The organism is Spiroplasma endosymbiont of Lasioglossum villosulum (assembly GCF_964020195.1).
In the GTDB taxonomy this organism is placed as follows: domain Bacteria; phylum Bacillota_I; class Bacilli_A; order Mycoplasmatales; family VBWQ01; genus Spiroplasma_E; species Spiroplasma_E ixodetis_A.
Genome location: NZ_OZ026539.1, coordinates 899395 through 921671 on the forward strand (window position 1 = coordinate 899395; position 22277 = coordinate 921671).

The 22277-nt window shown below is 22.3% G+C and carries 32 protein-coding genes; 2 read left to right on the forward strand and 30 right to left on the reverse strand.

The window, feature by feature from the left end:
- Position 1: 1 nt before the first annotated feature.
- The 19 genes from AACK81_RS05080 to AACK81_RS05170 form a co-directional block, all read right to left on the reverse strand.
- Positions 2 to 2005 carry a hypothetical protein gene (locus AACK81_RS05080; RefSeq protein WP_338960321.1) on the reverse strand — a complete coding sequence of 668 codons (2004 nt, stop codon included), beginning with the start codon at positions 2003 to 2005 and terminating at the stop codon, positions 2 to 4.
- Positions 2006 to 2008: 3 nt separating this feature from the next.
- Positions 2009 to 3706 carry a hypothetical protein gene (locus AACK81_RS05085; RefSeq protein ID WP_338960322.1) on the reverse strand — a complete coding sequence of 566 codons (1698 nt, stop codon included), beginning with the start codon at positions 3704 to 3706 and terminating at the stop codon, positions 2009 to 2011.
- A 14-nt stretch (positions 3707 to 3720) separates the two neighbouring features.
- Positions 3721 to 4905 carry a hypothetical protein gene (locus AACK81_RS05090; protein WP_338960324.1) on the reverse strand — a complete coding sequence of 395 codons (1185 nt, stop codon included), beginning with the start codon at positions 4903 to 4905 and terminating at the stop codon, positions 3721 to 3723.
- Between the two features lie 18 nt (positions 4906 to 4923).
- On the reverse strand, positions 4924 to 5298 hold the full coding sequence (locus AACK81_RS05095) for a hypothetical protein (protein WP_338960326.1): 375 nt from the start codon (positions 5296 to 5298) through the stop codon (positions 4924 to 4926).
- A gap of 17 nt (positions 5299 to 5315) precedes the next feature.
- Entirely contained in the window at positions 5316 to 5501 is a 186-nt protein-coding gene (locus tag AACK81_RS05100; protein WP_174480219.1) for a hypothetical protein, read from the reverse strand.
- Position 5502: 1 nt separating this feature from the next.
- Entirely contained in the window at positions 5503 to 5691 is a 189-nt protein-coding gene (locus AACK81_RS05105; protein WP_174481134.1) for a hypothetical protein, read from the reverse strand.
- Positions 5692 to 5731: 40 nt separating this feature from the next.
- Complete coding sequence (locus AACK81_RS05110) at positions 5732 to 5890, reverse strand: hypothetical protein (RefSeq protein ID WP_338960327.1); 159 nt, start codon at positions 5888 to 5890, stop codon at positions 5732 to 5734.
- Between the two features lie 180 nt (positions 5891 to 6070).
- A complete protein-coding gene (locus tag AACK81_RS05115; protein WP_338960329.1) occupies positions 6071 to 6652 on the reverse strand; it encodes a hypothetical protein in 582 nt (193 codons plus the stop codon).
- Between the two features lie 3 nt (positions 6653 to 6655).
- A complete protein-coding gene (locus AACK81_RS05120) occupies positions 6656 to 6901 on the reverse strand; it encodes a hypothetical protein (protein WP_338960331.1) in 246 nt (81 codons plus the stop codon).
- Positions 6901 to 7035, reverse strand: coding sequence for a hypothetical protein (locus AACK81_RS05125; RefSeq protein WP_338956809.1), 135 nt, complete (start codon positions 7033 to 7035; stop codon positions 6901 to 6903). Before AACK81_RS05125 ends, AACK81_RS05120 begins: the two co-directional genes overlap by 1 nt.
- Entirely contained in the window at positions 7028 to 7411 is a 384-nt protein-coding gene (locus AACK81_RS05130) for a hypothetical protein (RefSeq protein WP_338960333.1), read from the reverse strand. Before AACK81_RS05130 ends, AACK81_RS05125 begins: the two co-directional genes overlap by 8 nt.
- Positions 7412 to 7431: 20 nt before the next feature.
- Positions 7432 to 7584, reverse strand: coding sequence for a hypothetical protein (locus AACK81_RS05135; RefSeq protein ID WP_338957299.1), 153 nt, complete (start codon positions 7582 to 7584; stop codon positions 7432 to 7434).
- Between the two features lie 3 nt (positions 7585 to 7587).
- The gene (locus AACK81_RS05140) at positions 7588 to 7881 is read right to left on the reverse strand and encodes a hypothetical protein (RefSeq protein WP_338960335.1); all 294 of its coding nucleotides are present in this window, start codon (positions 7879 to 7881) and stop codon (positions 7588 to 7590) included.
- A complete protein-coding gene (locus AACK81_RS05145; RefSeq protein ID WP_338960337.1) occupies positions 7871 to 8308 on the reverse strand; it encodes a hypothetical protein in 438 nt (145 codons plus the stop codon). The genes AACK81_RS05140 and AACK81_RS05145 overlap by 11 nt, the downstream gene beginning before the upstream one ends.
- Position 8309: 1 nt before the next feature.
- A complete protein-coding gene (locus AACK81_RS05150) occupies positions 8310 to 8471 on the reverse strand; it encodes a hypothetical protein (RefSeq protein ID WP_338960339.1) in 162 nt (53 codons plus the stop codon).
- Positions 8464 to 8634, reverse strand: a complete 171-nt coding sequence (locus AACK81_RS05155; RefSeq protein ID WP_338960340.1) for a hypothetical protein — start codon at positions 8632 to 8634, stop codon at positions 8464 to 8466. The genes AACK81_RS05150 and AACK81_RS05155 overlap by 8 nt, the downstream gene beginning before the upstream one ends.
- Positions 8606 to 9028 (reverse strand): hypothetical protein, encoded by a 423-nt coding sequence (locus AACK81_RS05160; protein ID WP_338960342.1) that lies wholly within the window; start codon positions 9026 to 9028, stop codon positions 8606 to 8608. Before AACK81_RS05160 ends, AACK81_RS05155 begins: the two co-directional genes overlap by 29 nt.
- A gap of 291 nt (positions 9029 to 9319) precedes the next feature.
- On the reverse strand, positions 9320 to 9508 hold the full coding sequence (locus AACK81_RS05165) for a hypothetical protein (protein WP_338960344.1): 189 nt from the start codon (positions 9506 to 9508) through the stop codon (positions 9320 to 9322).
- A 728-nt stretch (positions 9509 to 10236) separates the two neighbouring features.
- Positions 10237 to 11358, reverse strand: a complete 1122-nt coding sequence (locus AACK81_RS05170) for an Mbov_0401 family ICE element transposase-like protein (RefSeq protein ID WP_338960312.1) — start codon at positions 11356 to 11358, stop codon at positions 10237 to 10239.
- Between the two features lie 330 nt (positions 11359 to 11688).
- Between AACK81_RS05170 and AACK81_RS05175 the strand changes: the two genes are divergently transcribed.
- Both AACK81_RS05175 and AACK81_RS05180 read left to right on the forward strand, forming a co-directional pair.
- Positions 11689 to 11889, forward strand: coding sequence for a hypothetical protein (locus AACK81_RS05175; protein ID WP_338960314.1), 201 nt, complete (start codon positions 11689 to 11691; stop codon positions 11887 to 11889).
- A gap of 200 nt (positions 11890 to 12089) precedes the next feature.
- Positions 12090 to 12251, forward strand: coding sequence for a hypothetical protein (locus AACK81_RS05180; protein WP_338960315.1), 162 nt, complete (start codon positions 12090 to 12092; stop codon positions 12249 to 12251).
- On the opposite strand, the gene AACK81_RS05185 is transcribed toward AACK81_RS05180, so the two are convergent.
- The 11 genes from AACK81_RS05185 to AACK81_RS05235 form a co-directional block, all read right to left on the reverse strand.
- Positions 12252 to 14288, reverse strand: coding sequence for a hypothetical protein (locus tag AACK81_RS05185; protein WP_338960317.1), 2037 nt, complete (start codon positions 14286 to 14288; stop codon positions 12252 to 12254).
- Positions 14239 to 15480 (reverse strand): hypothetical protein, encoded by a 1242-nt coding sequence (locus AACK81_RS05190; RefSeq protein ID WP_338960319.1) that lies wholly within the window; start codon positions 15478 to 15480, stop codon positions 14239 to 14241. Before AACK81_RS05190 ends, AACK81_RS05185 begins: the two co-directional genes overlap by 50 nt.
- Positions 15481 to 15497: 17 nt before the next feature.
- A complete protein-coding gene (locus AACK81_RS05195; protein WP_255495924.1) occupies positions 15498 to 15620 on the reverse strand; it encodes a hypothetical protein in 123 nt (40 codons plus the stop codon).
- A 4-nt stretch (positions 15621 to 15624) separates the two neighbouring features.
- On the reverse strand, positions 15625 to 17628 hold the full coding sequence (locus AACK81_RS05200; protein WP_338960321.1) for a hypothetical protein: 2004 nt from the start codon (positions 17626 to 17628) through the stop codon (positions 15625 to 15627).
- A gap of 3 nt (positions 17629 to 17631) precedes the next feature.
- Positions 17632 to 19329 (reverse strand): hypothetical protein, encoded by a 1698-nt coding sequence (locus AACK81_RS05205; RefSeq protein WP_338960322.1) that lies wholly within the window; start codon positions 19327 to 19329, stop codon positions 17632 to 17634.
- Between the two features lie 14 nt (positions 19330 to 19343).
- The gene (locus AACK81_RS05210) at positions 19344 to 20528 is read right to left on the reverse strand and encodes a hypothetical protein (protein WP_338960324.1); all 1185 of its coding nucleotides are present in this window, start codon (positions 20526 to 20528) and stop codon (positions 19344 to 19346) included.
- A gap of 18 nt (positions 20529 to 20546) precedes the next feature.
- Positions 20547 to 20921 (reverse strand): hypothetical protein, encoded by a 375-nt coding sequence (locus tag AACK81_RS05215; RefSeq protein WP_338960326.1) that lies wholly within the window; start codon positions 20919 to 20921, stop codon positions 20547 to 20549.
- 17 nt (positions 20922 to 20938) lie between these two features.
- On the reverse strand, positions 20939 to 21124 hold the full coding sequence (locus AACK81_RS05220; protein WP_174480219.1) for a hypothetical protein: 186 nt from the start codon (positions 21122 to 21124) through the stop codon (positions 20939 to 20941).
- Position 21125: 1 nt separating this feature from the next.
- Entirely contained in the window at positions 21126 to 21314 is a 189-nt protein-coding gene (locus AACK81_RS05225; protein WP_174481134.1) for a hypothetical protein, read from the reverse strand.
- Between the two features lie 40 nt (positions 21315 to 21354).
- On the reverse strand, positions 21355 to 21513 hold the full coding sequence (locus tag AACK81_RS05230) for a hypothetical protein (RefSeq protein WP_338960327.1): 159 nt from the start codon (positions 21511 to 21513) through the stop codon (positions 21355 to 21357).
- 180 nt (positions 21514 to 21693) lie between these two features.
- Positions 21694 to 22275, reverse strand: a complete 582-nt coding sequence (locus tag AACK81_RS05235) for a hypothetical protein (protein ID WP_338960329.1) — start codon at positions 22273 to 22275, stop codon at positions 21694 to 21696.
- Positions 22276 to 22277: the final 2 nt, after the last annotated feature.

The following is a 22277-nucleotide window of genomic DNA, read 5'->3' on the forward strand; positions in this document are numbered from 1 at the left end:
ATTATTCCTGTAATTCTTCTAATTTTTTAAAAATATAATCTCTACCCATACCCCACATTATTCTATTGTTATAAATATTAATTTCAGTTTGTTGGTTATTGTTATTATTTGCTATTCATAAACTACTTTTTACAACGCTTGTATCTAATTGATAATAAAAATTAATTATTTGTCAACTATAATTTTTATTATTTTCTTTAGTTGTATAATCACCATAACTTATATATATTCTATAATGTGTTTTATCTTTAAATATATATTTTATATAATTTTGATTATTATTATTTTTATCTGTTATAATTTCTCCTACTTCTTTTCAATTTGAACCACTTGGAGGAATTGGAATTGGTTGTGGCTGTTTTTTGATAATTTCATTAATAGCACCAGCAATAGTTTTATCAGTAGTTTCTAAACTAAGAATTTCAGTACCAATAGTATTAATAGAAAAAGCATATTTAAAATGGTCTTTATCCATTTTATCTTCTAATTTTTTATCTATTTCTTCTTTTTTATAATAATCAGATAAATCTACTTTACCACCAGTAGCACTAATTTTATTATTTTGATCAATAGTTATATTAGTACCAGCAATTAATTTATCTTGTTTTTTATCAATATTTAGTTTATTTTCATTAATTGCTGGAACAATTTGTTTAACAACTGTTTGTAAATTCTCATCATCAATATTTTGCTTTTTATCCAACAATTCATTAGTTTCTTGTTTTGTATAATAATCATGTCCAGAAGTTTCTTCTGCTATAAATTCAGTTGGTGTACCTTTTCCAATATATTGATATATTTTAGAAATAAATCCTGAGTAATATGTTCCAGATGTAGCACTTGCACGAATTTTATAATTAATGCAAGTTAAATATAATCTAATATTATTAATTTCATCTGAATAAAAAGTATCTAATAGAGTATATGATTTTATTGCAGATTCTTTATCTAATTTAAATATAGATTTTCTAGTATATTTATATTTATAAATATCACTTTCATAAATATAACCTCATATTACTAATATTTCTTTATTTAAATTATCAGTTGAAAGTTCATTTGATATTTCTTTTCATAATGGACTAGTTTCAATATTAAATCAGTTATTTTTAATATCATCAATATTTTGTTTATTAATCTCAATTTTATTTTCTAATAATTTGATATTATTATCAACTTTAGTTTCTAATAATTTAATAGTATTTTCATTTGTAGTAATTCGTTTTTGTTGTTTAGCAGAAAAATCACAAGTTGGTGCATGTGTATAATCACCAATTTGTGGATTATTTTGTAATGCTTCTTGTGGTAATGTTCCAATTTCATCTGGTCAATCTAAAATCATTGTTTCAGTTTCTTTATCATAATCTGTTGCAACATAACCTTTATTAACAAATTTACTAACAGGACCTCTGTATATTTCATTTTCATTATCATCAACTAAATCATCATATAATTTAATTTGTTTTGATAATGTAAATTCTTTTTGTTGTTCAATTAATTCATCAACTTGATTTCTAGTATAAAATGCTTTTAAGTCAATTTTTTCAATATCTATTTCATCATCATTATAACTTGAAAATATTTGTTTTAATTCTGTTAATCTTGCTCATATTTTCATTCTACTAGGTGCTAAATCTCAAACATTAATCGTAGGAATACTACTTGCACTAAATTGACTACCATTATTAAATTGAATAGTAGCATCAACATTAAATTCAATTGGTGTACGATTAAATACTCAATGTTCAACCATTACATAAACCATATCTCTTAATGTTTCTTTAATTAATTCATCTTTAAAACTATCAAAAGGAAATTTAGATAAAATAAAATCAAGATAAGCATTAATATCATTTTGAGCACGAATAGCAAAAGTTTTAAATCAATCATTAACATTAGGTCATGTCTGTATATATTGCTGTGGGGTTTCTGTAATTTTTCCAGTTAATGGATATCAGTTATTATAATTTTCAAGACTGACATCAGTTCAAAGTTTATTAATCATAATTTATCATTCCTTAAAAAATGCTTTTTTATAATGCTTAGTTTTTGTTTTAGTTTTTCTATGTGATATATGGATAATTTCTTTTTGTAACTTTTTCTTACCTTTTTTTACAACTTGACTATATGCAAATTTTTCTAAATGATGTAATAGTCCAGTGCCAAATAAAGTATTAACTGAAAATTTTAAACCAACACTTTTAAATGATTTATTAATATTTTCAATAGGATTATTAATAACATTTACTACTTTATGATAAGTTCTTATTATTCTAAATATTTCTCTATATACTTTAAAACTATCTCTAATTACTTGTTGTACCACTGGTGGAGCAAATGCTATTGCTTTTAATCATTTATTACGATTAATACCATAACCAATGTATCAACCACTATATCAACGATATCAATGAAATGGATGTATTTGAGTAACAAAAGTTTTTGCTTTAAGAATACTATCAACAACTGTAATTGGTTTATATTTAGGATTGCGATGATAAATAGTAATTGCACATTTATCTAATGATAAAGGTTGAATTTTACAACCCATAAATACTTGTGAATTTAATGGAATTAATTGTGCATGTTTAATTGCTCTTTTTTCTGCACTAGTAAATAAATCAGTTGCTTTTTGTTTTAATTTATTAATCTTTTCAAATGCTTGTTTTTCTAACTTTTCAAATTTTTCTTGTAATTTATATATACTTTCTCGTATTTTTTCAAAATATGGTGTATTTTTTCAAAATTTATTTAAACCTTTTTTTAAATAAAATCTAATATCCAAATATTTAAAAATTTTATTTGCATTTAAAACAATCTTATGAATTGAACTTTTTTTAAAATTAAATTTAATAGCATTAGCACGAATTTTTTGTAAATCTAAAATTAAAGTTTTTCCATATCTATTTTCTGTATATATTGTATGAACTAAATTTAATCAATCATGTTGATTCATAGATAGTACTTTTTTTAAATCAGTATTAAATTTTTTTAAAAAGTTATTTGCTTTTTCAATATCTTTAATTTTAAATTTAGGAGTTAATTGTGGACTTAATTTTATTAATGTATTTTGTAATAATAAGTGTTCTTTTAACTTTTGTGTTTCTAGTTTTTGAAAATTATTCTTATATTGTCTTTCAGCAACATAACCTAAATCTCGTAATACTGTTTCACGATTAGGAGTAAAACTATAATTCATTAAATAACGTTTATTACCAATAATTTTATCTGTTAAAATTTCTTTTCCACTTACTTGACTAATAATTTCTTGTAAATTTTTTGCTTCTTTAACGCCAATTTGTTCTAATGTTTTAGTTTTTTGTGTTAGTTTAATAAATTTAGTAGTACGATAACCACGACTAATTTTATTAAGTCCAGCAAATGCAGGTAGTATATTAAAGAAAGTATTTCATTTTGTTACATTTCCTTTTAAATAATCATAAACTTGATTAATAGTAAAATCAGTTGTAGCATAAATACCAAAATTAATGGCACTTGCAATAAAATCACTTGCACCTAATCCAAGGGCTACGCTTTCACTTAATCCACCAGTAAAAGGAGCAAGTGCTACTGCTATTACTTGTACACCAATCATTTCTAAAATTTCTCATCAAAAACTTTTATTTTCTTGTTGTTTACTTATTCTAGTATGTTTGGGTTTATTTATGTTTAAAAGTATTGCTGTATTAGTTGTACCTATTGGCATGGTATTAATTTCCTTTATTTAAGAGTTATTTTAATTTGATTTGTTGTTCCTTTATAATTTAAGTCATTAACATTTGCAGTAATAGTTATATATAAGTCACCGGCTTTTTGTTTTTGATTACTTACATTAGTTTTTCCTTGTGCATCACTAAAATATTTAATAGTTGAATTTGTTAAATTTGGATTTAATGATTTAACTTCATTAGTACTTTTTATTTGTGTATTTAATTCACTATTATTGTTATTAACATTTGCAGTAATATCAATTGTTAAACTTGTAATTTTAGTTTTTAAATCAGTTTTTTCTGTTTTAATAACTCCACATAACATTCATCTTGATGTTGTTTCATTATTAGAAATATATGGTATTGCTTCTCCAACAACTTCACCAGCAACTTTATATGCTCTTCCTGCTTTATCATCTTTAATAAAATCTACATAAATAACTGTATTTTCTATCATGTATCTTTTCATTGCTCTTGGTGTTGCTAAAATAAAGGTCATTAATTGTTGTTCATTTTTATCATTAGTAAAAACCATATAGTCATCAAGAACGATTTCACATAATACACCTTTTACATATAAATTATTTCCATTTAAACGTAATTGTTGTGCCAACTGATTATCAGTAATTAAACCTTTATTATCTGCTAAATAAACTAAACTATCATAAAGACCATTAGTAATAAAAAATTTACTATTTGCAATATTTCTAAATTGAAACAAAGTATTTCAAGCAGATAACATTGATTTTAAATAGCCTACTGGTGTTGTATCTTCAATATCGATTTTAGTAGCAAATTTTGCAATTGCTTGTGTATCATCAATTGCCAATTTATCTGCTAAATCATTTGCAACTTCATATTGCATACTATCTAATAAATTTTGACCATTATTTGCTTTTAAATCTACATCTGTAATAATTTCTCCTGCAAGATATTTTTTAGTTATTTTTTTACTAATTTTATCTGTATCAACATATGGTAATTCATATCTTTTACTTTTATCATCTCAAGGAATAATTTTTACTTCTGGTTTTTTTGGTTTTTTAACAATAAACTCAATATTTACTGAGTCAACAATTTCAGTAGGAAAAAAGTTTGCCCATGGACTATTTGAAATTTTAAAAAACTCTATAAATTCTGGTGCTTCTACTAATCTCTCTGTATTGTCTAAATTTTGATTAAATGGTACTGACATTTTATTTCTTCCTTTCATTTATAAATAATTTTTCTTTTTATAATTAATTAAAAAATTTTCTTTATCATTTGGTTTATTATTAATAATTATTTGTTTATTGCCACCTGTATTAATTGTTTCTTTAAATACTGGTTGTTCTTTAATCATTTTTTTAATAGTTTCTTCAATTTTTGAATTTTCTAAATTATTAGTTTTAAATTTTAAATAATCATAAAATTCAGTTTTAACTTGATATTTTTTAAATATATTAATCATTTCTTTTTCTTTAATTTCTTGATTAAGTTTATTTAACTTATTTTCTGCTTCATTAACTTTATTTTCTATTTCTTGTTGAGCATTATTTTCAGTTAAAGGTTCAGTTGTTTGTTGAACATTATTTTCATTTTCTAACATTTAACATTCTCCTAATCTTATCCCAGTAATCAATCTTTAACTAATTGTGGCATTTCACTTATTAGTTTTTTATAATCATTAACAGCATTTTCTAATGTATTGATATCAGAAAATTTAAAACAATTATCAATATGTAAATCAAAATCTCTATCAATACTGATATCTTGTTTTCTATATTTTTCATTAAATTCAATTTTTGTCATATTATTTTTCTCCTTTATTAATTTTTTCATTTAATTTTGCTAATTTTTTTTGATGTTTTATAATTTTGTTATTTGCTCTAACATGTTTTGGAGTTGTGATAAATCTTTTTAATAAAACAATAATTTCTCTGCAAATTAATGTTCCAACACTTGTTCCAATAATTATTAATTCATGTAAAAATTCTTTCATTTCAATATTTTCCTTTCAACTATTTATTTTTAATTTTTAATTATTCATCAAATTGACCACCATTAATTCTTTCAATCATTGACTGTGAATTACTTATAATTTTTACTAATACAGATATTTCTTTATTTAATTGTTCCATTCTCTCTTTATATGTCTGAATTTCATTATTATAATATTCAATAATTTTTTCTTTATTCATTGCTTTTCACCTCCCTTATAAACTCATGTGATTGTAATCTCAATTTAATGAAGCATTATCATTATTTAATGGTACTTCGCTCATATTATCACTACCATAATATTGACTTGCAGTTTCACTATTAATAGTAAATCTATTGTCATTAATTAATCTTGCAGTTTCATCATTAAATGATGTTTCTTACATTTCTTCATTATGATTTGTAGTTTCCATAGGTATTAAATTATGGATAATTTCACTTGCACCAGCAATTATGGTAGGTACTGCATAAGCATTATTAAAATCATTATTAATACCCATAGCACCACCACTTGATATTAAACATCCACCAGTAGCCATATTACAAATCTTTCTTATTGTTTCAAATTTATTAGGTACTAACTCCGTTAATCCATTAATAAGATTTGATATACCATAAGCATTTAATGAAATATAAGTATCTCAATCCATTAATGACTGATTTTCTTGCTTATTTAATAATAATCATGGAGGACCCTCAGTTGTAGTTGTAGTAGTTATTGGAGTTGGTGTTCTTGGAATAATAGGATTAATATTATTTTCAGTTCATTTACTATAATTTGCTAAACCAATTATTCCTAAACCTAATAGTATTTTTTTACTACTATTAATTGAACCTAATAATGGATTATCTATTACTTGACCATAATAAGCACTTGTACCAATCATTGCACAAATTGGACTTATTCCAGTTCTAATTAATTTAGTTAAAGTATAATTTGATTGATTTTCTATACTTGGCATTTTCTATTCTCCTTTAATTTCTAATTTTTTAACTGTTACTTTAATTCAACCTTGATAAAAATCATTATCACCAACTATTAATGCAACATTACTTTCTGGGTCAGAAACAATTATGTGTTTGGATTTAACATTTGGGTATTGTCTTAAAATAATTGCTCTAATATCATTACTTGTATGAATTTCTTTTGGAAATGGTGATAATATTTCAATTTCATCTTTATTTTCAAACAAAGTAGGTAATATTATCATTAGTCAAATTCACCTCTTTCAAGTCTTATAATTCAGTTTTCTAACTCATAAAGTTTGGATGAATATTCTATTAATGAATTATTTAATAAATCTATTCTTTCTTTCATAGAAATAATTAATTTTTCTTTATTCATAATCAAATTCACCAATTTCAATATTTTTGTTTTTTATTTTAATTAAAAAATCTTTTAAACATATTTTTTCTCATATATAAAATTCTATTTGTTTAAAATATTTAACATTAGATATTTCATTTGTAAGTCATGTTATTCGTTCTTCTAAATCTTTAATTAATTTTTCTTTATTAATACAATTTTTATGTCTTGATTTATTAATTTCATCAACTTTAATTCTATTTTCTTTACAATATGCTCTTCCATATTCATCAAATTGCTCATCTGTCATATTTTCACATTGTCTTTGTCTTTGTTCATTTTTAATTTCATCATAATATGGTTCATGAATAAATTTTTCAAATGTTATTGTTTCAGTTCATGTACATCTATTCATTATTTATTCTCCTTATTTGATTATTTTTTTTCTAAATTTTTTGCAATTGAATTTAATAATTTTAAAACTTTATATTCATTTTTTAATTCTTTAATAATAAATATTAAAAATATTATTAGTGTTATACTTGTTATTAATATTGGTACTATTAATAAAATTTTTCATAATATCATTTTTTACTCTTTTCATTTTTTAAATCATTTAACATTAATTGAACAAAATGCACGATTTTTAGGAATATTTAAAGTATTAAAAATTTGACCAGTTACTAAAATTTCATCATTTTTGTTTAATAAAATACAGCGTCTATAAAATTTTGGGTTGTTAAAAATTAAAGTAACATAGTTTAAACCATTTCATTGACCACGAACACTATAATATAATTCTTTATTAACTTTTTCGTAATATTTTGCTTCAATAGTGTTACTCAGTTTTACTTTTAATTTGACATAATTTTCTTTATCTTTCATTTTTAGAATTCCTTAAATAGTATTGAATATGTTTATATGCATCTTGTTCATGTTTTGTTAATTTTATATTTCCTTTATAATTTTCTATTTTAGTTTTATTTTTTGGTTCACTTTCTAAATAATCTCAATTCATAACATCTTCTACTAATACCATTAATGCACCAATAATTTTAGGTGTTGCTAATGGATTAGTTAATAATTGTTTTGAACTTAAAAAGAAATTTTCTACAATAATTAATATTTTTTGATTAATAAATTGTTTTTGAATTAATTGAAAATATTCTTTATACATATTTTTACTTTCTAAAACTGTTTTAGTTTTAAATATTTCATTAAAAATAATATTATTAGTTTCATTTGAATATATAACGATTCCATTATTACCAATTCCAGCAGGGTCAATTCCAATAATTAAGTCATATTGCATATTAATCAAATTCTCTGCATTGTATTTTATTAATTAAAATTTTAATAATATCAATTGAACCTTTTAATTTATTTAAATAATATATGTCTTTTTCTTTATTATATTGTTCTATATCACTATCTAAAATTAAATTTAATCAACTAATTAATTTTTCTTTATCCATATTTATACCTCCTACTTAACCTAATATTTAAAATACAGTCATAACAAATTGCTTTACCATTTTTATCTCTTAAAAAATATTTTCTTGTTTTTATATCATTAGTATTAAAGAATAAATAATCTAATTTATTTTGTTTACATGTTCAACAAAAATACTTTTTCATTATGATTTGAAATTTCCTTATAAGAAGTAACTATATAATTAATTGGTAAATCATCATGTTTATATGGATTATTTATTTTAAAACCTTTTCTGTTTTCTTCTCACGTAATGTTATATTTAAAACAAGGATTAGTAATTTTAGTTTTGTTATCTGTTATTTCACCGATAAATCAACTATTATGCTGGTCATAAAATTTTAATGGTTCAAGTTTTATATCATTAAGATAATATTCTTTTGGAGCAGTTGGTTTATTAACAGTTATTTTTTGGTCTTTAATATATGGTTCTAATAATTTTATTAATTCATTACCACTTAATTCTCTTTTAATATTTTCTAAATTAAAAACTCAATATGTATATTTATCATCAGCAATAAAACTATTATTTTTAACCATTCATTTTGGACATTGTAATTTATATTCACCATAATCAATAAGAATAGATTGTGGTCTATCTTTAACAATTTGTTCTTTTTTAAATTATATTTGCATAATAATCCTTTCCTAATATGTTCTGTTGCTTCTAGCATAAAGAACATATATTTTGATTTTTAGATTATTAATAATACTACTATTCGTTTTATTCATTCCATGAAAACTGGGCTCAAAAATAAATTATGAAATTTTAAAAAACATTGAGGCATTCGATTCAATATTTATTTAATTTGTGTTGAACAAATTAATATTTTAATTGAACCGGCACCGCTCAATTTTTTTTACAAGTTTTAAATTTATTTTCTCGCCCAAAAAAATTTTTTCAAAAAAATAAAAAATAAAACCAACACTTGCTCACTGGGGAGTGGCAAGGTTGGTTAAATAAAGAATAGAATTAATACAATAGGTCCCTACAACAGGTCTATATATACTAGTTTCCAATTCGCTCCCACCCCAAGAATTACCATTAATGGTTAGTATATTTTATTAGGTATCACTCCACTTTTTATTTATCCATGCAAGTCCACATACTAGCTACTATTTTTAACAACTGTGTTGTAGTTCACTTTTTTAGTTCCCTAACACGTGTTGATAATAGCGTTAAAGACGGTTATTAATTATTAACTTCTCCTACTTGGTCACTGCGTGTAGTAGATATTTAAAGGATGTTAATAATAAAAATTTTAAAATTTTACAATTACAAAAAAAGACAAGATTATTTCTTGTCTTTTTCCTTGTTAATAATTTTTATTTTATCTTTTAAATGTATATTTTTTAAAATACGTCGAATATAAATTTAAATTTAAGGGTAAAAGAGAATTTAATTTGTCTATCATCATTTTTAAATGGTAATTTTGGAAATAAGTTACTAATATAATAATTAATTATTTCGTAAATTTGACAACCGCCCAGTAAGGTAGATTGTCAAAAATCCGGAATAAATTAAATCGTTGTAGTCTTATTATTATGTTAGACAAGAAATAATTTGGATTTTTATGAAATTGTAAATTTATCTTACTACTAATTTAAAAATATTACAATTAAAATACTCAATTTTATAAATTATAAAAATATTTTAATAATTTAATTAACATAAATATATAACAAAAATTCTTATTAACTTTTAATTTAATAAGTTTTTTTAATTTTTTATTTTAAAATAAGTAAAATTATGTTTTTAAATTTATTTGATTACATTTAAAAATAACCATTTTTATATAAATAAAAATACTATATGTTCTATTAACAATCATTTCTTTTAAAACATGTCAAATATTTGTTTCAGTAAAACAACCAATATTTCATTTTGCACCTTGATTAACAATACCTTTTTTATTATTTTTAAAATATTGTTTTTTTAACTTTTTATGATTATCTAATTCTTTATATAAATAATCAATTAATTGTTCATATTGACCATTATTAATGAAATCTTTACAATTATTATATTCACTTCAATATTTTCCTTTATTTCCCGCCATTATACCAAGATATAATGTTCTAATTAAATGGAATTTATCTAAAACAAACTCAGCACCAAGATAATCTGCTACATCTTTAATTCATCCAGCACTATCTCCACAAATAATTATTTTTGCTTGTTCAACATTTTCATAAAATTTTTGACAATGTTCTTTAACAAATTCAGCAGTTTTTTTAACTCCAATTGCTGTTCTTGTTGGTCTAATAATTGCTTTTACTCTTTTATTTTGTACTTTATGATTAATATTATCTGTATATGTTGTTATTAATCTCATAGAGTGTTTTATACCTTTACGTTTAAAATCTCAAAACTTTCGATGTCCATCATCAATTGCTACAAAAATAGGTTGATTTTTTTCTAATTTTACTTTTACTGGATTTGCTTCAATTACTTTTAAATTTTTAAAAACTCTATGAATAGAACTAAGACTAATACCTGCTTTTTTACAAATAGCACAAATATCATGATATCTTTTTCCATCAGCAAAATATTCAATAATAGTTTGTTCAACATCTTCACCAATTCTTTTATATTTAGGTAATTCTAGTCATTCATCAACTAAACAAACACGAACTCATTTTTGTAATTTTTCATCAAAATATTCATAAATTCTTCTTTTATAAGTTACTAATCCATACATTATTTTTCTTGTTCGATATTGATAATCAACAATTTTATATTTCTTTTTGTCTCTTGTTTTAAATATTCTTCAATCTCGTTTTTCTCACTTATTTGTTATATATTCTAAAACTAATTTATCAATTTTTGCACTTTCTTCTCTAAAATTTCATTTATAATTAAAACTCATATTTTGCTCTCCTAATCTTTTTTATACTAATTATTAATTTTAATTTACATAAATTTAAAGTGTTAAAATATGGTAAATAATATTAATAATTTATTTTATTCACAATAATCCACATAAGAACGTAATTATTATTAAAATAATGGTATTGCGAAAAAAAGTACTTTCATATTTTCAATATAATAAGCAAGTAGCATTCAATTAATAATATAGGTATCATAAAATAAACACCTTTAATTTAGGCGTTATTTTGCGTTTAAAATCATACTTGTAAAAATAATCAAAAATAGTACAATTTATAAGTAAAATCAAGGAAAAAAGGAGTAATTTAATATGAAAACATCTAAAAATAATACAACAACATGATATGTAGATAATATAAACGGAGTTAGACAATCAATCACTTATAATGAAGAAGTATGAGAACATATAAATTTAAATGAAGTAGTAGAAGATAAAAAAATAAAAAACAATAAACAAAAACAAAATATCAAAAAAAGTAAATGTTGTTCAAAACGTTGTACAATTTTATAAAAATATAAGTAAGGAGAAATTTATTATGAAAACATGAATAAAAGCAAATTTAAGTAAAATAACATTAGCATTAGCACTAACTGGTGCAACAACTGGAACAATAGGATTAATCATGGGGGTTAATTATCCATAATCTTAATGGACTTAAATATTTTTTAGCATCAAATAAGGAACCTATAATGGGAGTTCAAAAAATATGAATGTCTGATATTCATAATATATCAGTTGATATTAAAAGTGAATTTAAAATTTATTTTGCTGATACTCCTAAAAAAACCAAATTTTATAATGATGGAGATTCTGTTGAAAGAATAGATATACCATGAGTTAAAGATTATTATCCTGATGGATATTTTTGATAATTAAATTTCTATATTTATATAAGAAATATTCTCATTATATTTATCAAATAAATTAATATTTTGTAAATTTATTTCTTTTTTATCGGTTATTAAAATTAAATCATAATTTCCAGCACCAAATATACCACTAATTTCAATCCGATTTAAGTTGTTAATCGGATTTTCAATTTGTAATTCAAATTCACTATTATTATCAATTTTTAAAATTTCTTTATAAAATTCTAATTTAGAAAATAGTTGAGATTTATTTGAACCATATAAATTTAAAGCGTTTTCAATTTTGTTTTTTTCAATAATTATTCTTGTAAAATATTTTCCATATTCACCGTTAGCTAATGTTCAATCAGCAGGAATTAATGACGGAATATTATTACTTTCTAATTCATTGGTAATTGATAATCAATTAAATTGATTGTCATCTAACTTGAATAATTCATTTTGACTAATATCATTATTTTTTAATTTAATGTCATTAATATCAGTAAAATCAAAATATGGAGATTTTAATATTACCTTTACATCTTTAAATTGCCAAATATCATTTTTATTAGGTTTTATTGGACTTGATTTTAATTCAAAATAGTAAGGTAATAAAATCTTATTATCATCATTTAATCCTTTATTTATTGATAAAGATGAATAAATATATTTTGACAACATAATAAATACTTGTTTAAATATTTTAACTTGTAATAAATCAATATAATTTGGATAATCTAATTCTCATTGCTTAAATAAATTAGTAATAACTTCATCAGGTTTTTGTCCCGAAAATGTATCACGTAATTCTGCTATTTTATTTGTTGATTTACCCGTATGTTCATCATAAGTTGCTCCTTCAAAATTTCTATTATAGTTATATGTATAACTTAACATATTTAATAATAGTTGTTGTAAACTATCATTAGTTGGTGCATCTTTTATTTCTAATTCAACATCTAAAAATTTATCATTTGTAGCAATACTTGTATATTCTTTACCAATTGGACCACTCTGAATTTTTCATACTTCTTTATCTTTAAGTTCTTTCTTTTCTTTTAATGGTCATTCTCCAAAAGAATAAGAACTTAAAAAATATCCTAATCAAGCATGTGTAACTCTTGCGTTTTTAATTATTTCTTTTCTTGTTTCTTTACCTCCACCAATAGCAATTAAATCTAAAACTGATTTTTCTTGATTTATAAATTGTTTTGCTAAGTTTCAAGATAATATTTGTTCACTAAATCATTGTTGTAATATTCTAACTTTTGGTTGCGTTTCAATAGGCATTGATAATAGCGGAAATGCTATCTTATCTTTAACAAATAACTTTGGGTATACTTCCATATTGTCAACTTCACCAAGTACCTTTATATTGCCAAAAATCATGCTTCTAGGAGCTTTAATTTTTAAACCAATAACTTTGGTATCTTTGTCTAATGGTTTTTGTAATTTAATAATGATTGGATAACCATCTCTTGTTTTAAAATCTTTAATTTTAATAATAGTTATACTTTTAGTACTTCTTGTTTTTGGATTTTGATAAGGTTGTGAATAATTATTAATAATATATAAATTATCAATATTATTTTCAGTTAATGGTTCATTTATACTCACTGCATATAATTTAAATTGATTTAATAAATTTATTTCTTGAAAAATTAAATTTTTAATATCAGTCATACTATATTCAATAGTATTATCATTAATGTTTGTACTTGCTCTTTGATTTAATTGCATAGTAAAGTCTGATGTTTCAACAGCAGTAGCTTTTAATACTTTATCAATATCAATAAAACCAATTTTAATAGTATTTGCTGAAAATCTTAAACTATTATTTTCATTATTTTTAAATAAGCGTTCAATTTCATAAATATATAAAGTTCTTTTTTTAAATTCATCGTATGCTCTATTAATATCTGGGTCACTAGTAGCGCGCATCATATTAGTAAAGTCATAAGGAATATTATCAATTAAATAATCATTTTCTACTTCTGCTTGATTAAGTTTAGTTTGTTTCTGTGGAAACTTCGTTTGTGGTTTGTTGTTGTTTTCCATTGTTCTCTCCTATTAATTGGTTATTTTTGGGATTAAATAATTTTAATTTAACTGTTAAATTATTAATTTTTTGTTCATCATTAATGTTAAATGTTTTACTATTTAATAAATCTTTATCCATACGTACTAATATTTGAATAAATTTAAGAATATCAATATTAAATTGTCATAATTTTTGTTCAATATAATTAATGGTTGAAATATTAACTGCTGTACTTTCTGGAACTGATTGTTGTGCTGATTTCTTTTGACTTGGTATATGAATACCACAACGTTTAAATATTTCATTAACATTTCAATCATATATATCAGTTAAATTTTTACCTTTAAAATTACTATTTGTCATATTGATATTTTCGTTTTGTTCATTATTATCTCCACCACTTTTAAATATGTAGTTTTTAGTAACCAAAGTTCTTACTGCTTCTTCTAATGCTGATTGAACATTACCATAAGTTTGACTAAATATAAATTTAGGTGAGTTTAAAATAGTATCTAAAACAATTTGTTCATAAATAACATCTAATGCTTTAATTTTATCCATTACTTTATCACAATCTGCTTGTTCATTTGCTTTATTTCTCATAATTGCTATTGGTATATAATTAATATTTAGTATTTGTTCTTGTACTAAATTGGGATTATTAATGTATGATTTAAAATCTAATTTATTTTGTTTTTTAGTATCATTAATACTATAAATTGCACGATTAATTGTTACTTGTTCATTGTTTAATGTATAAACTTCAAATAATCTTACAGTTTGTGCATTTTGTTCATAATTATCATAAAAAATAGTACATTGAATTAATTTACCAGTAATATCATAAACTCTTTGTTGTATGTCAACTACTTGAAAATATAAATTATCATTTGCAATATAAATTAAATAACCACTAATTCCTAATTTACTTAATTTAAAAATAGAATTTCAATTTTTTCTATAAAATTCTTGTTGAATTAAATATTGTTTAATGGTTTCATTATTAATTTCTAATGGAGCATTATATAAATTAGCATTATTTTCTGCTACAAAATCAGTAAAATAAGTTTCATGGTTAAAATCATTAAAACCAAAATAATTTAAAATAGAAGCATGTGTACTTTTATTTTTATTAGTTAAAAATTTTAATTTTTCACTTTGATTATCATTAATATTGCTTTTATCTTTTCTAAAAAATTTACCTAACATAATATTCACCACCTTTCTTAAAATATTTGATTAATTTTTAATATGATTTTTACAATGATAAATATAATTAAACCTGCTGTTGCTGATGATAAAATTACTCCTATTAAACCTAAAATAATTTTTATAATTTTAAAAAACATAATATTATTCCTGTAATTCTTCTAATTTTTTAAAAATATAATCTCTACCCATACCCCACATTATTCTATTGTTATAAATATTAATTTCAGTTTGTTGGTTATTGTTATTATTTGCTATTCATAAACTACTTTTTACAACGCTTGTATCTAATTGATAATAAAAATTAATTATTTGTCAACTATAATTTTTATTATTTTCTTTAGTTGTATAATCACCATAACTTATATATATTCTATAATGTGTTTTATCTTTAAATATATATTTTATATAATTTTGATTATTATTATTTTTATCTGTTATAATTTCTCCTACTTCTTTTCAATTTGAACCACTTGGAGGAATTGGAATTGGTTGTGGCTGTTTTTTGATAATTTCATTAATAGCACCAGCAATAGTTTTATCAGTAGTTTCTAAACTAAGAATTTCAGTACCAATAGTATTAATAGAAAAAGCATATTTAAAATGGTCTTTATCCATTTTATCTTCTAATTTTTTATCTATTTCTTCTTTTTTATAATAATCAGATAAATCTACTTTACCACCAGTAGCACTAATTTTATTATTTTGATCAATAGTTATATTAGTACCAGCAATTAATTTATCTTGTTTTTTATCAATATTTAGTTTATTTTCATTAATTGCTGGAACAATTTGTTTAACAACTGTTTGTAAATTCTCATCATCAATATTTTGCTTTTTATCCAACAATTCATTAGTTTCTTGTTTTGTATAATAATCATGTCCAGAAGTTTCTTCTGCTATAAATTCAGTTGGTGTACCTTTTCCAATATATTGATATATTTTAGAAATAAATCCTGAGTAATATGTTCCAGATGTAGCACTTGCACGAATTTTATAATTAATGCAAGTTAAATATAATCTAATATTATTAATTTCATCTGAATAAAAAGTATCTAATAGAGTATATGATTTTATTGCAGATTCTTTATCTAATTTAAATATAGATTTTCTAGTATATTTATATTTATAAATATCACTTTCATAAATATAACCTCATATTACTAATATTTCTTTATTTAAATTATCAGTTGAAAGTTCATTTGATATTTCTTTTCATAATGGACTAGTTTCAATATTAAATCAGTTATTTTTAATATCATCAATATTTTGTTTATTAATCTCAATTTTATTTTCTAATAATTTGATATTATTATCAACTTTAGTTTCTAATAATTTAATAGTATTTTCATTTGTAGTAATTCGTTTTTGTTGTTTAGCAGAAAAATCACAAGTTGGTGCATGTGTATAATCACCAATTTGTGGATTATTTTGTAATGCTTCTTGTGGTAATGTTCCAATTTCATCTGGTCAATCTAAAATCATTGTTTCAGTTTCTTTATCATAATCTGTTGCAACATAACCTTTATTAACAAATTTACTAACAGGACCTCTGTATATTTCATTTTCATTATCATCAACTAAATCATCATATAATTTAATTTGTTTTGATAATGTAAATTCTTTTTGTTGTTCAATTAATTCATCAACTTGATTTCTAGTATAAAATGCTTTTAAGTCAATTTTTTCAATATCTATTTCATCATCATTATAACTTGAAAATATTTGTTTTAATTCTGTTAATCTTGCTCATATTTTCATTCTACTAGGTGCTAAATCTCAAACATTAATCGTAGGAATACTACTTGCACTAAATTGACTACCATTATTAAATTGAATAGTAGCATCAACATTAAATTCAATTGGTGTACGATTAAATACTCAATGTTCAACCATTACATAAACCATATCTCTTAATGTTTCTTTAATTAATTCATCTTTAAAACTATCAAAAGGAAATTTAGATAAAATAAAATCAAGATAAGCATTAATATCATTTTGAGCACGAATAGCAAAAGTTTTAAATCAATCATTAACATTAGGTCATGTCTGTATATATTGCTGTGGGGTTTCTGTAATTTTTCCAGTTAATGGATATCAGTTATTATAATTTTCAAGACTGACATCAGTTCAAAGTTTATTAATCATAATTTATCATTCCTTAAAAAATGCTTTTTTATAATGCTTAGTTTTTGTTTTAGTTTTTCTATGTGATATATGGATAATTTCTTTTTGTAACTTTTTCTTACCTTTTTTTACAACTTGACTATATGCAAATTTTTCTAAATGATGTAATAGTCCAGTGCCAAATAAAGTATTAACTGAAAATTTTAAACCAACACTTTTAAATGATTTATTAATATTTTCAATAGGATTATTAATAACATTTACTACTTTATGATAAGTTCTTATTATTCTAAATATTTCTCTATATACTTTAAAACTATCTCTAATTACTTGTTGTACCACTGGTGGAGCAAATGCTATTGCTTTTAATCATTTATTACGATTAATACCATAACCAATGTATCAACCACTATATCAACGATATCAATGAAATGGATGTATTTGAGTAACAAAAGTTTTTGCTTTAAGAATACTATCAACAACTGTAATTGGTTTATATTTAGGATTGCGATGATAAATAGTAATTGCACATTTATCTAATGATAAAGGTTGAATTTTACAACCCATAAATACTTGTGAATTTAATGGAATTAATTGTGCATGTTTAATTGCTCTTTTTTCTGCACTAGTAAATAAATCAGTTGCTTTTTGTTTTAATTTATTAATCTTTTCAAATGCTTGTTTTTCTAACTTTTCAAATTTTTCTTGTAATTTATATATACTTTCTCGTATTTTTTCAAAATATGGTGTATTTTTTCAAAATTTATTTAAACCTTTTTTTAAATAAAATCTAATATCCAAATATTTAAAAATTTTATTTGCATTTAAAACAATCTTATGAATTGAACTTTTTTTAAAATTAAATTTAATAGCATTAGCACGAATTTTTTGTAAATCTAAAATTAAAGTTTTTCCATATCTATTTTCTGTATATATTGTATGAACTAAATTTAATCAATCATGTTGATTCATAGATAGTACTTTTTTTAAATCAGTATTAAATTTTTTTAAAAAGTTATTTGCTTTTTCAATATCTTTAATTTTAAATTTAGGAGTTAATTGTGGACTTAATTTTATTAATGTATTTTGTAATAATAAGTGTTCTTTTAACTTTTGTGTTTCTAGTTTTTGAAAATTATTCTTATATTGTCTTTCAGCAACATAACCTAAATCTCGTAATACTGTTTCACGATTAGGAGTAAAACTATAATTCATTAAATAACGTTTATTACCAATAATTTTATCTGTTAAAATTTCTTTTCCACTTACTTGACTAATAATTTCTTGTAAATTTTTTGCTTCTTTAACGCCAATTTGTTCTAATGTTTTAGTTTTTTGTGTTAGTTTAATAAATTTAGTAGTACGATAACCACGACTAATTTTATTAAGTCCAGCAAATGCAGGTAGTATATTAAAGAAAGTATTTCATTTTGTTACATTTCCTTTTAAATAATCATAAACTTGATTAATAGTAAAATCAGTTGTAGCATAAATACCAAAATTAATGGCACTTGCAATAAAATCACTTGCACCTAATCCAAGGGCTACGCTTTCACTTAATCCACCAGTAAAAGGAGCAAGTGCTACTGCTATTACTTGTACACCAATCATTTCTAAAATTTCTCATCAAAAACTTTTATTTTCTTGTTGTTTACTTATTCTAGTATGTTTGGGTTTATTTATGTTTAAAAGTATTGCTGTATTAGTTGTACCTATTGGCATGGTATTAATTTCCTTTATTTAAGAGTTATTTTAATTTGATTTGTTGTTCCTTTATAATTTAAGTCATTAACATTTGCAGTAATAGTTATATATAAGTCACCGGCTTTTTGTTTTTGATTACTTACATTAGTTTTTCCTTGTGCATCACTAAAATATTTAATAGTTGAATTTGTTAAATTTGGATTTAATGATTTAACTTCATTAGTACTTTTTATTTGTGTATTTAATTCACTATTATTGTTATTAACATTTGCAGTAATATCAATTGTTAAACTTGTAATTTTAGTTTTTAAATCAGTTTTTTCTGTTTTAATAACTCCACATAACATTCATCTTGATGTTGTTTCATTATTAGAAATATATGGTATTGCTTCTCCAACAACTTCACCAGCAACTTTATATGCTCTTCCTGCTTTATCATCTTTAATAAAATCTACATAAATAACTGTATTTTCTATCATGTATCTTTTCATTGCTCTTGGTGTTGCTAAAATAAAGGTCATTAATTGTTGTTCATTTTTATCATTAGTAAAAACCATATAGTCATCAAGAACGATTTCACATAATACACCTTTTACATATAAATTATTTCCATTTAAACGTAATTGTTGTGCCAACTGATTATCAGTAATTAAACCTTTATTATCTGCTAAATAAACTAAACTATCATAAAGACCATTAGTAATAAAAAATTTACTATTTGCAATATTTCTAAATTGAAACAAAGTATTTCAAGCAGATAACATTGATTTTAAATAGCCTACTGGTGTTGTATCTTCAATATCGATTTTAGTAGCAAATTTTGCAATTGCTTGTGTATCATCAATTGCCAATTTATCTGCTAAATCATTTGCAACTTCATATTGCATACTATCTAATAAATTTTGACCATTATTTGCTTTTAAATCTACATCTGTAATAATTTCTCCTGCAAGATATTTTTTAGTTATTTTTTTACTAATTTTATCTGTATCAACATATGGTAATTCATATCTTTTACTTTTATCATCTCAAGGAATAATTTTTACTTCTGGTTTTTTTGGTTTTTTAACAATAAACTCAATATTTACTGAGTCAACAATTTCAGTAGGAAAAAAGTTTGCCCATGGACTATTTGAAATTTTAAAAAACTCTATAAATTCTGGTGCTTCTACTAATCTCTCTGTATTGTCTAAATTTTGATTAAATGGTACTGACATTTTATTTCTTCCTTTCATTTATAAATAATTTTTCTTTTTATAATTAATTAAAAAATTTTCTTTATCATTTGGTTTATTATTAATAATTATTTGTTTATTGCCACCTGTATTAATTGTTTCTTTAAATACTGGTTGTTCTTTAATCATTTTTTTAATAGTTTCTTCAATTTTTGAATTTTCTAAATTATTAGTTTTAAATTTTAAATAATCATAAAATTCAGTTTTAACTTGATATTTTTTAAATATATTAATCATTTCTTTTTCTTTAATTTCTTGATTAAGTTTATTTAACTTATTTTCTGCTTCATTAACTTTATTTTCTATTTCTTGTTGAGCATTATTTTCAGTTAAAGGTTCAGTTGTTTGTTGAACATTATTTTCATTTTCTAACATTTAACATTCTCCTAATCTTATCCCAGTAATCAATCTTTAACTAATTGTGGCATTTCACTTATTAGTTTTTTATAATCATTAACAGCATTTTCTAATGTATTGATATCAGAAAATTTAAAACAATTATCAATATGTAAATCAAAATCTCTATCAATACTGATATCTTGTTTTCTATATTTTTCATTAAATTCAATTTTTGTCATATTATTTTTCTCCTTTATTAATTTTTTCATTTAATTTTGCTAATTTTTTTTGATGTTTTATAATTTTGTTATTTGCTCTAACATGTTTTGGAGTTGTGATAAATCTTTTTAATAAAACAATAATTTCTCTGCAAATTAATGTTCCAACACTTGTTCCAATAATTATTAATTCATGTAAAAATTCTTTCATTTCAATATTTTCCTTTCAACTATTTATTTTTAATTTTTAATTATTCATCAAATTGACCACCATTAATTCTTTCAATCATTGACTGTGAATTACTTATAATTTTTACTAATACAGATATTTCTTTATTTAATTGTTCCATTCTCTCTTTATATGTCTGAATTTCATTATTATAATATTCAATAATTTTTTCTTTATTCATTGCTTTTCACCTCCCTTATAAACTCATGTGATTGTAATCTCAATTTAATGAAGCATTATCATTATTTAATGGTACTTCGCTCATATTATCACTACCATAATATTGACTTGCAGTTTCACTATTAATAGTAAATCTATTGTCATTAATTAATCTTGCAGTTTCATCATTAAATGATGTTTCTTACATTTCTTCATTATGATTTGTAGTTTCCATAGGTATTAAATTATGGATAATTTCACTTGCACCAGCAATTATGGTAGGTACTGCATAAGCATTATTAAAATCATTATTAATACCCATAGCACCACCACTTGATATTAAACATCCACCAGTAGCCATATTACAAATCTTTCTTATTGTTTCAAATTTATTAGGTACTAACTCCGTTAATCCATTAATAAGATTTGATATACCATAAGCATTTAATGAAATATAAGTATCTCAATCCATTAATGACTGATTTTCTTGCTTATTTAATAATAATCATGGAGGACCCTCAGTTGTAGTTGTAGTAGTTATTGGAGTTGGTGTTCTTGGAATAATAGGATTAATATTATTTTCAGTTCATTTACTATAATTTGCTAAACCAATTATTCCTAAACCTAATAGTATTTTTTTACTACTATTAATTGAACCTAATAATGGATTATCTATTACTTGACCATAATAAGCACTTGTACCAATCATTGCACAAATTGGACTTATTCCAGTTCTAATTAATTTAGTTAAAGTATAATTTGATTGATTTTCTATACTTGGCATTT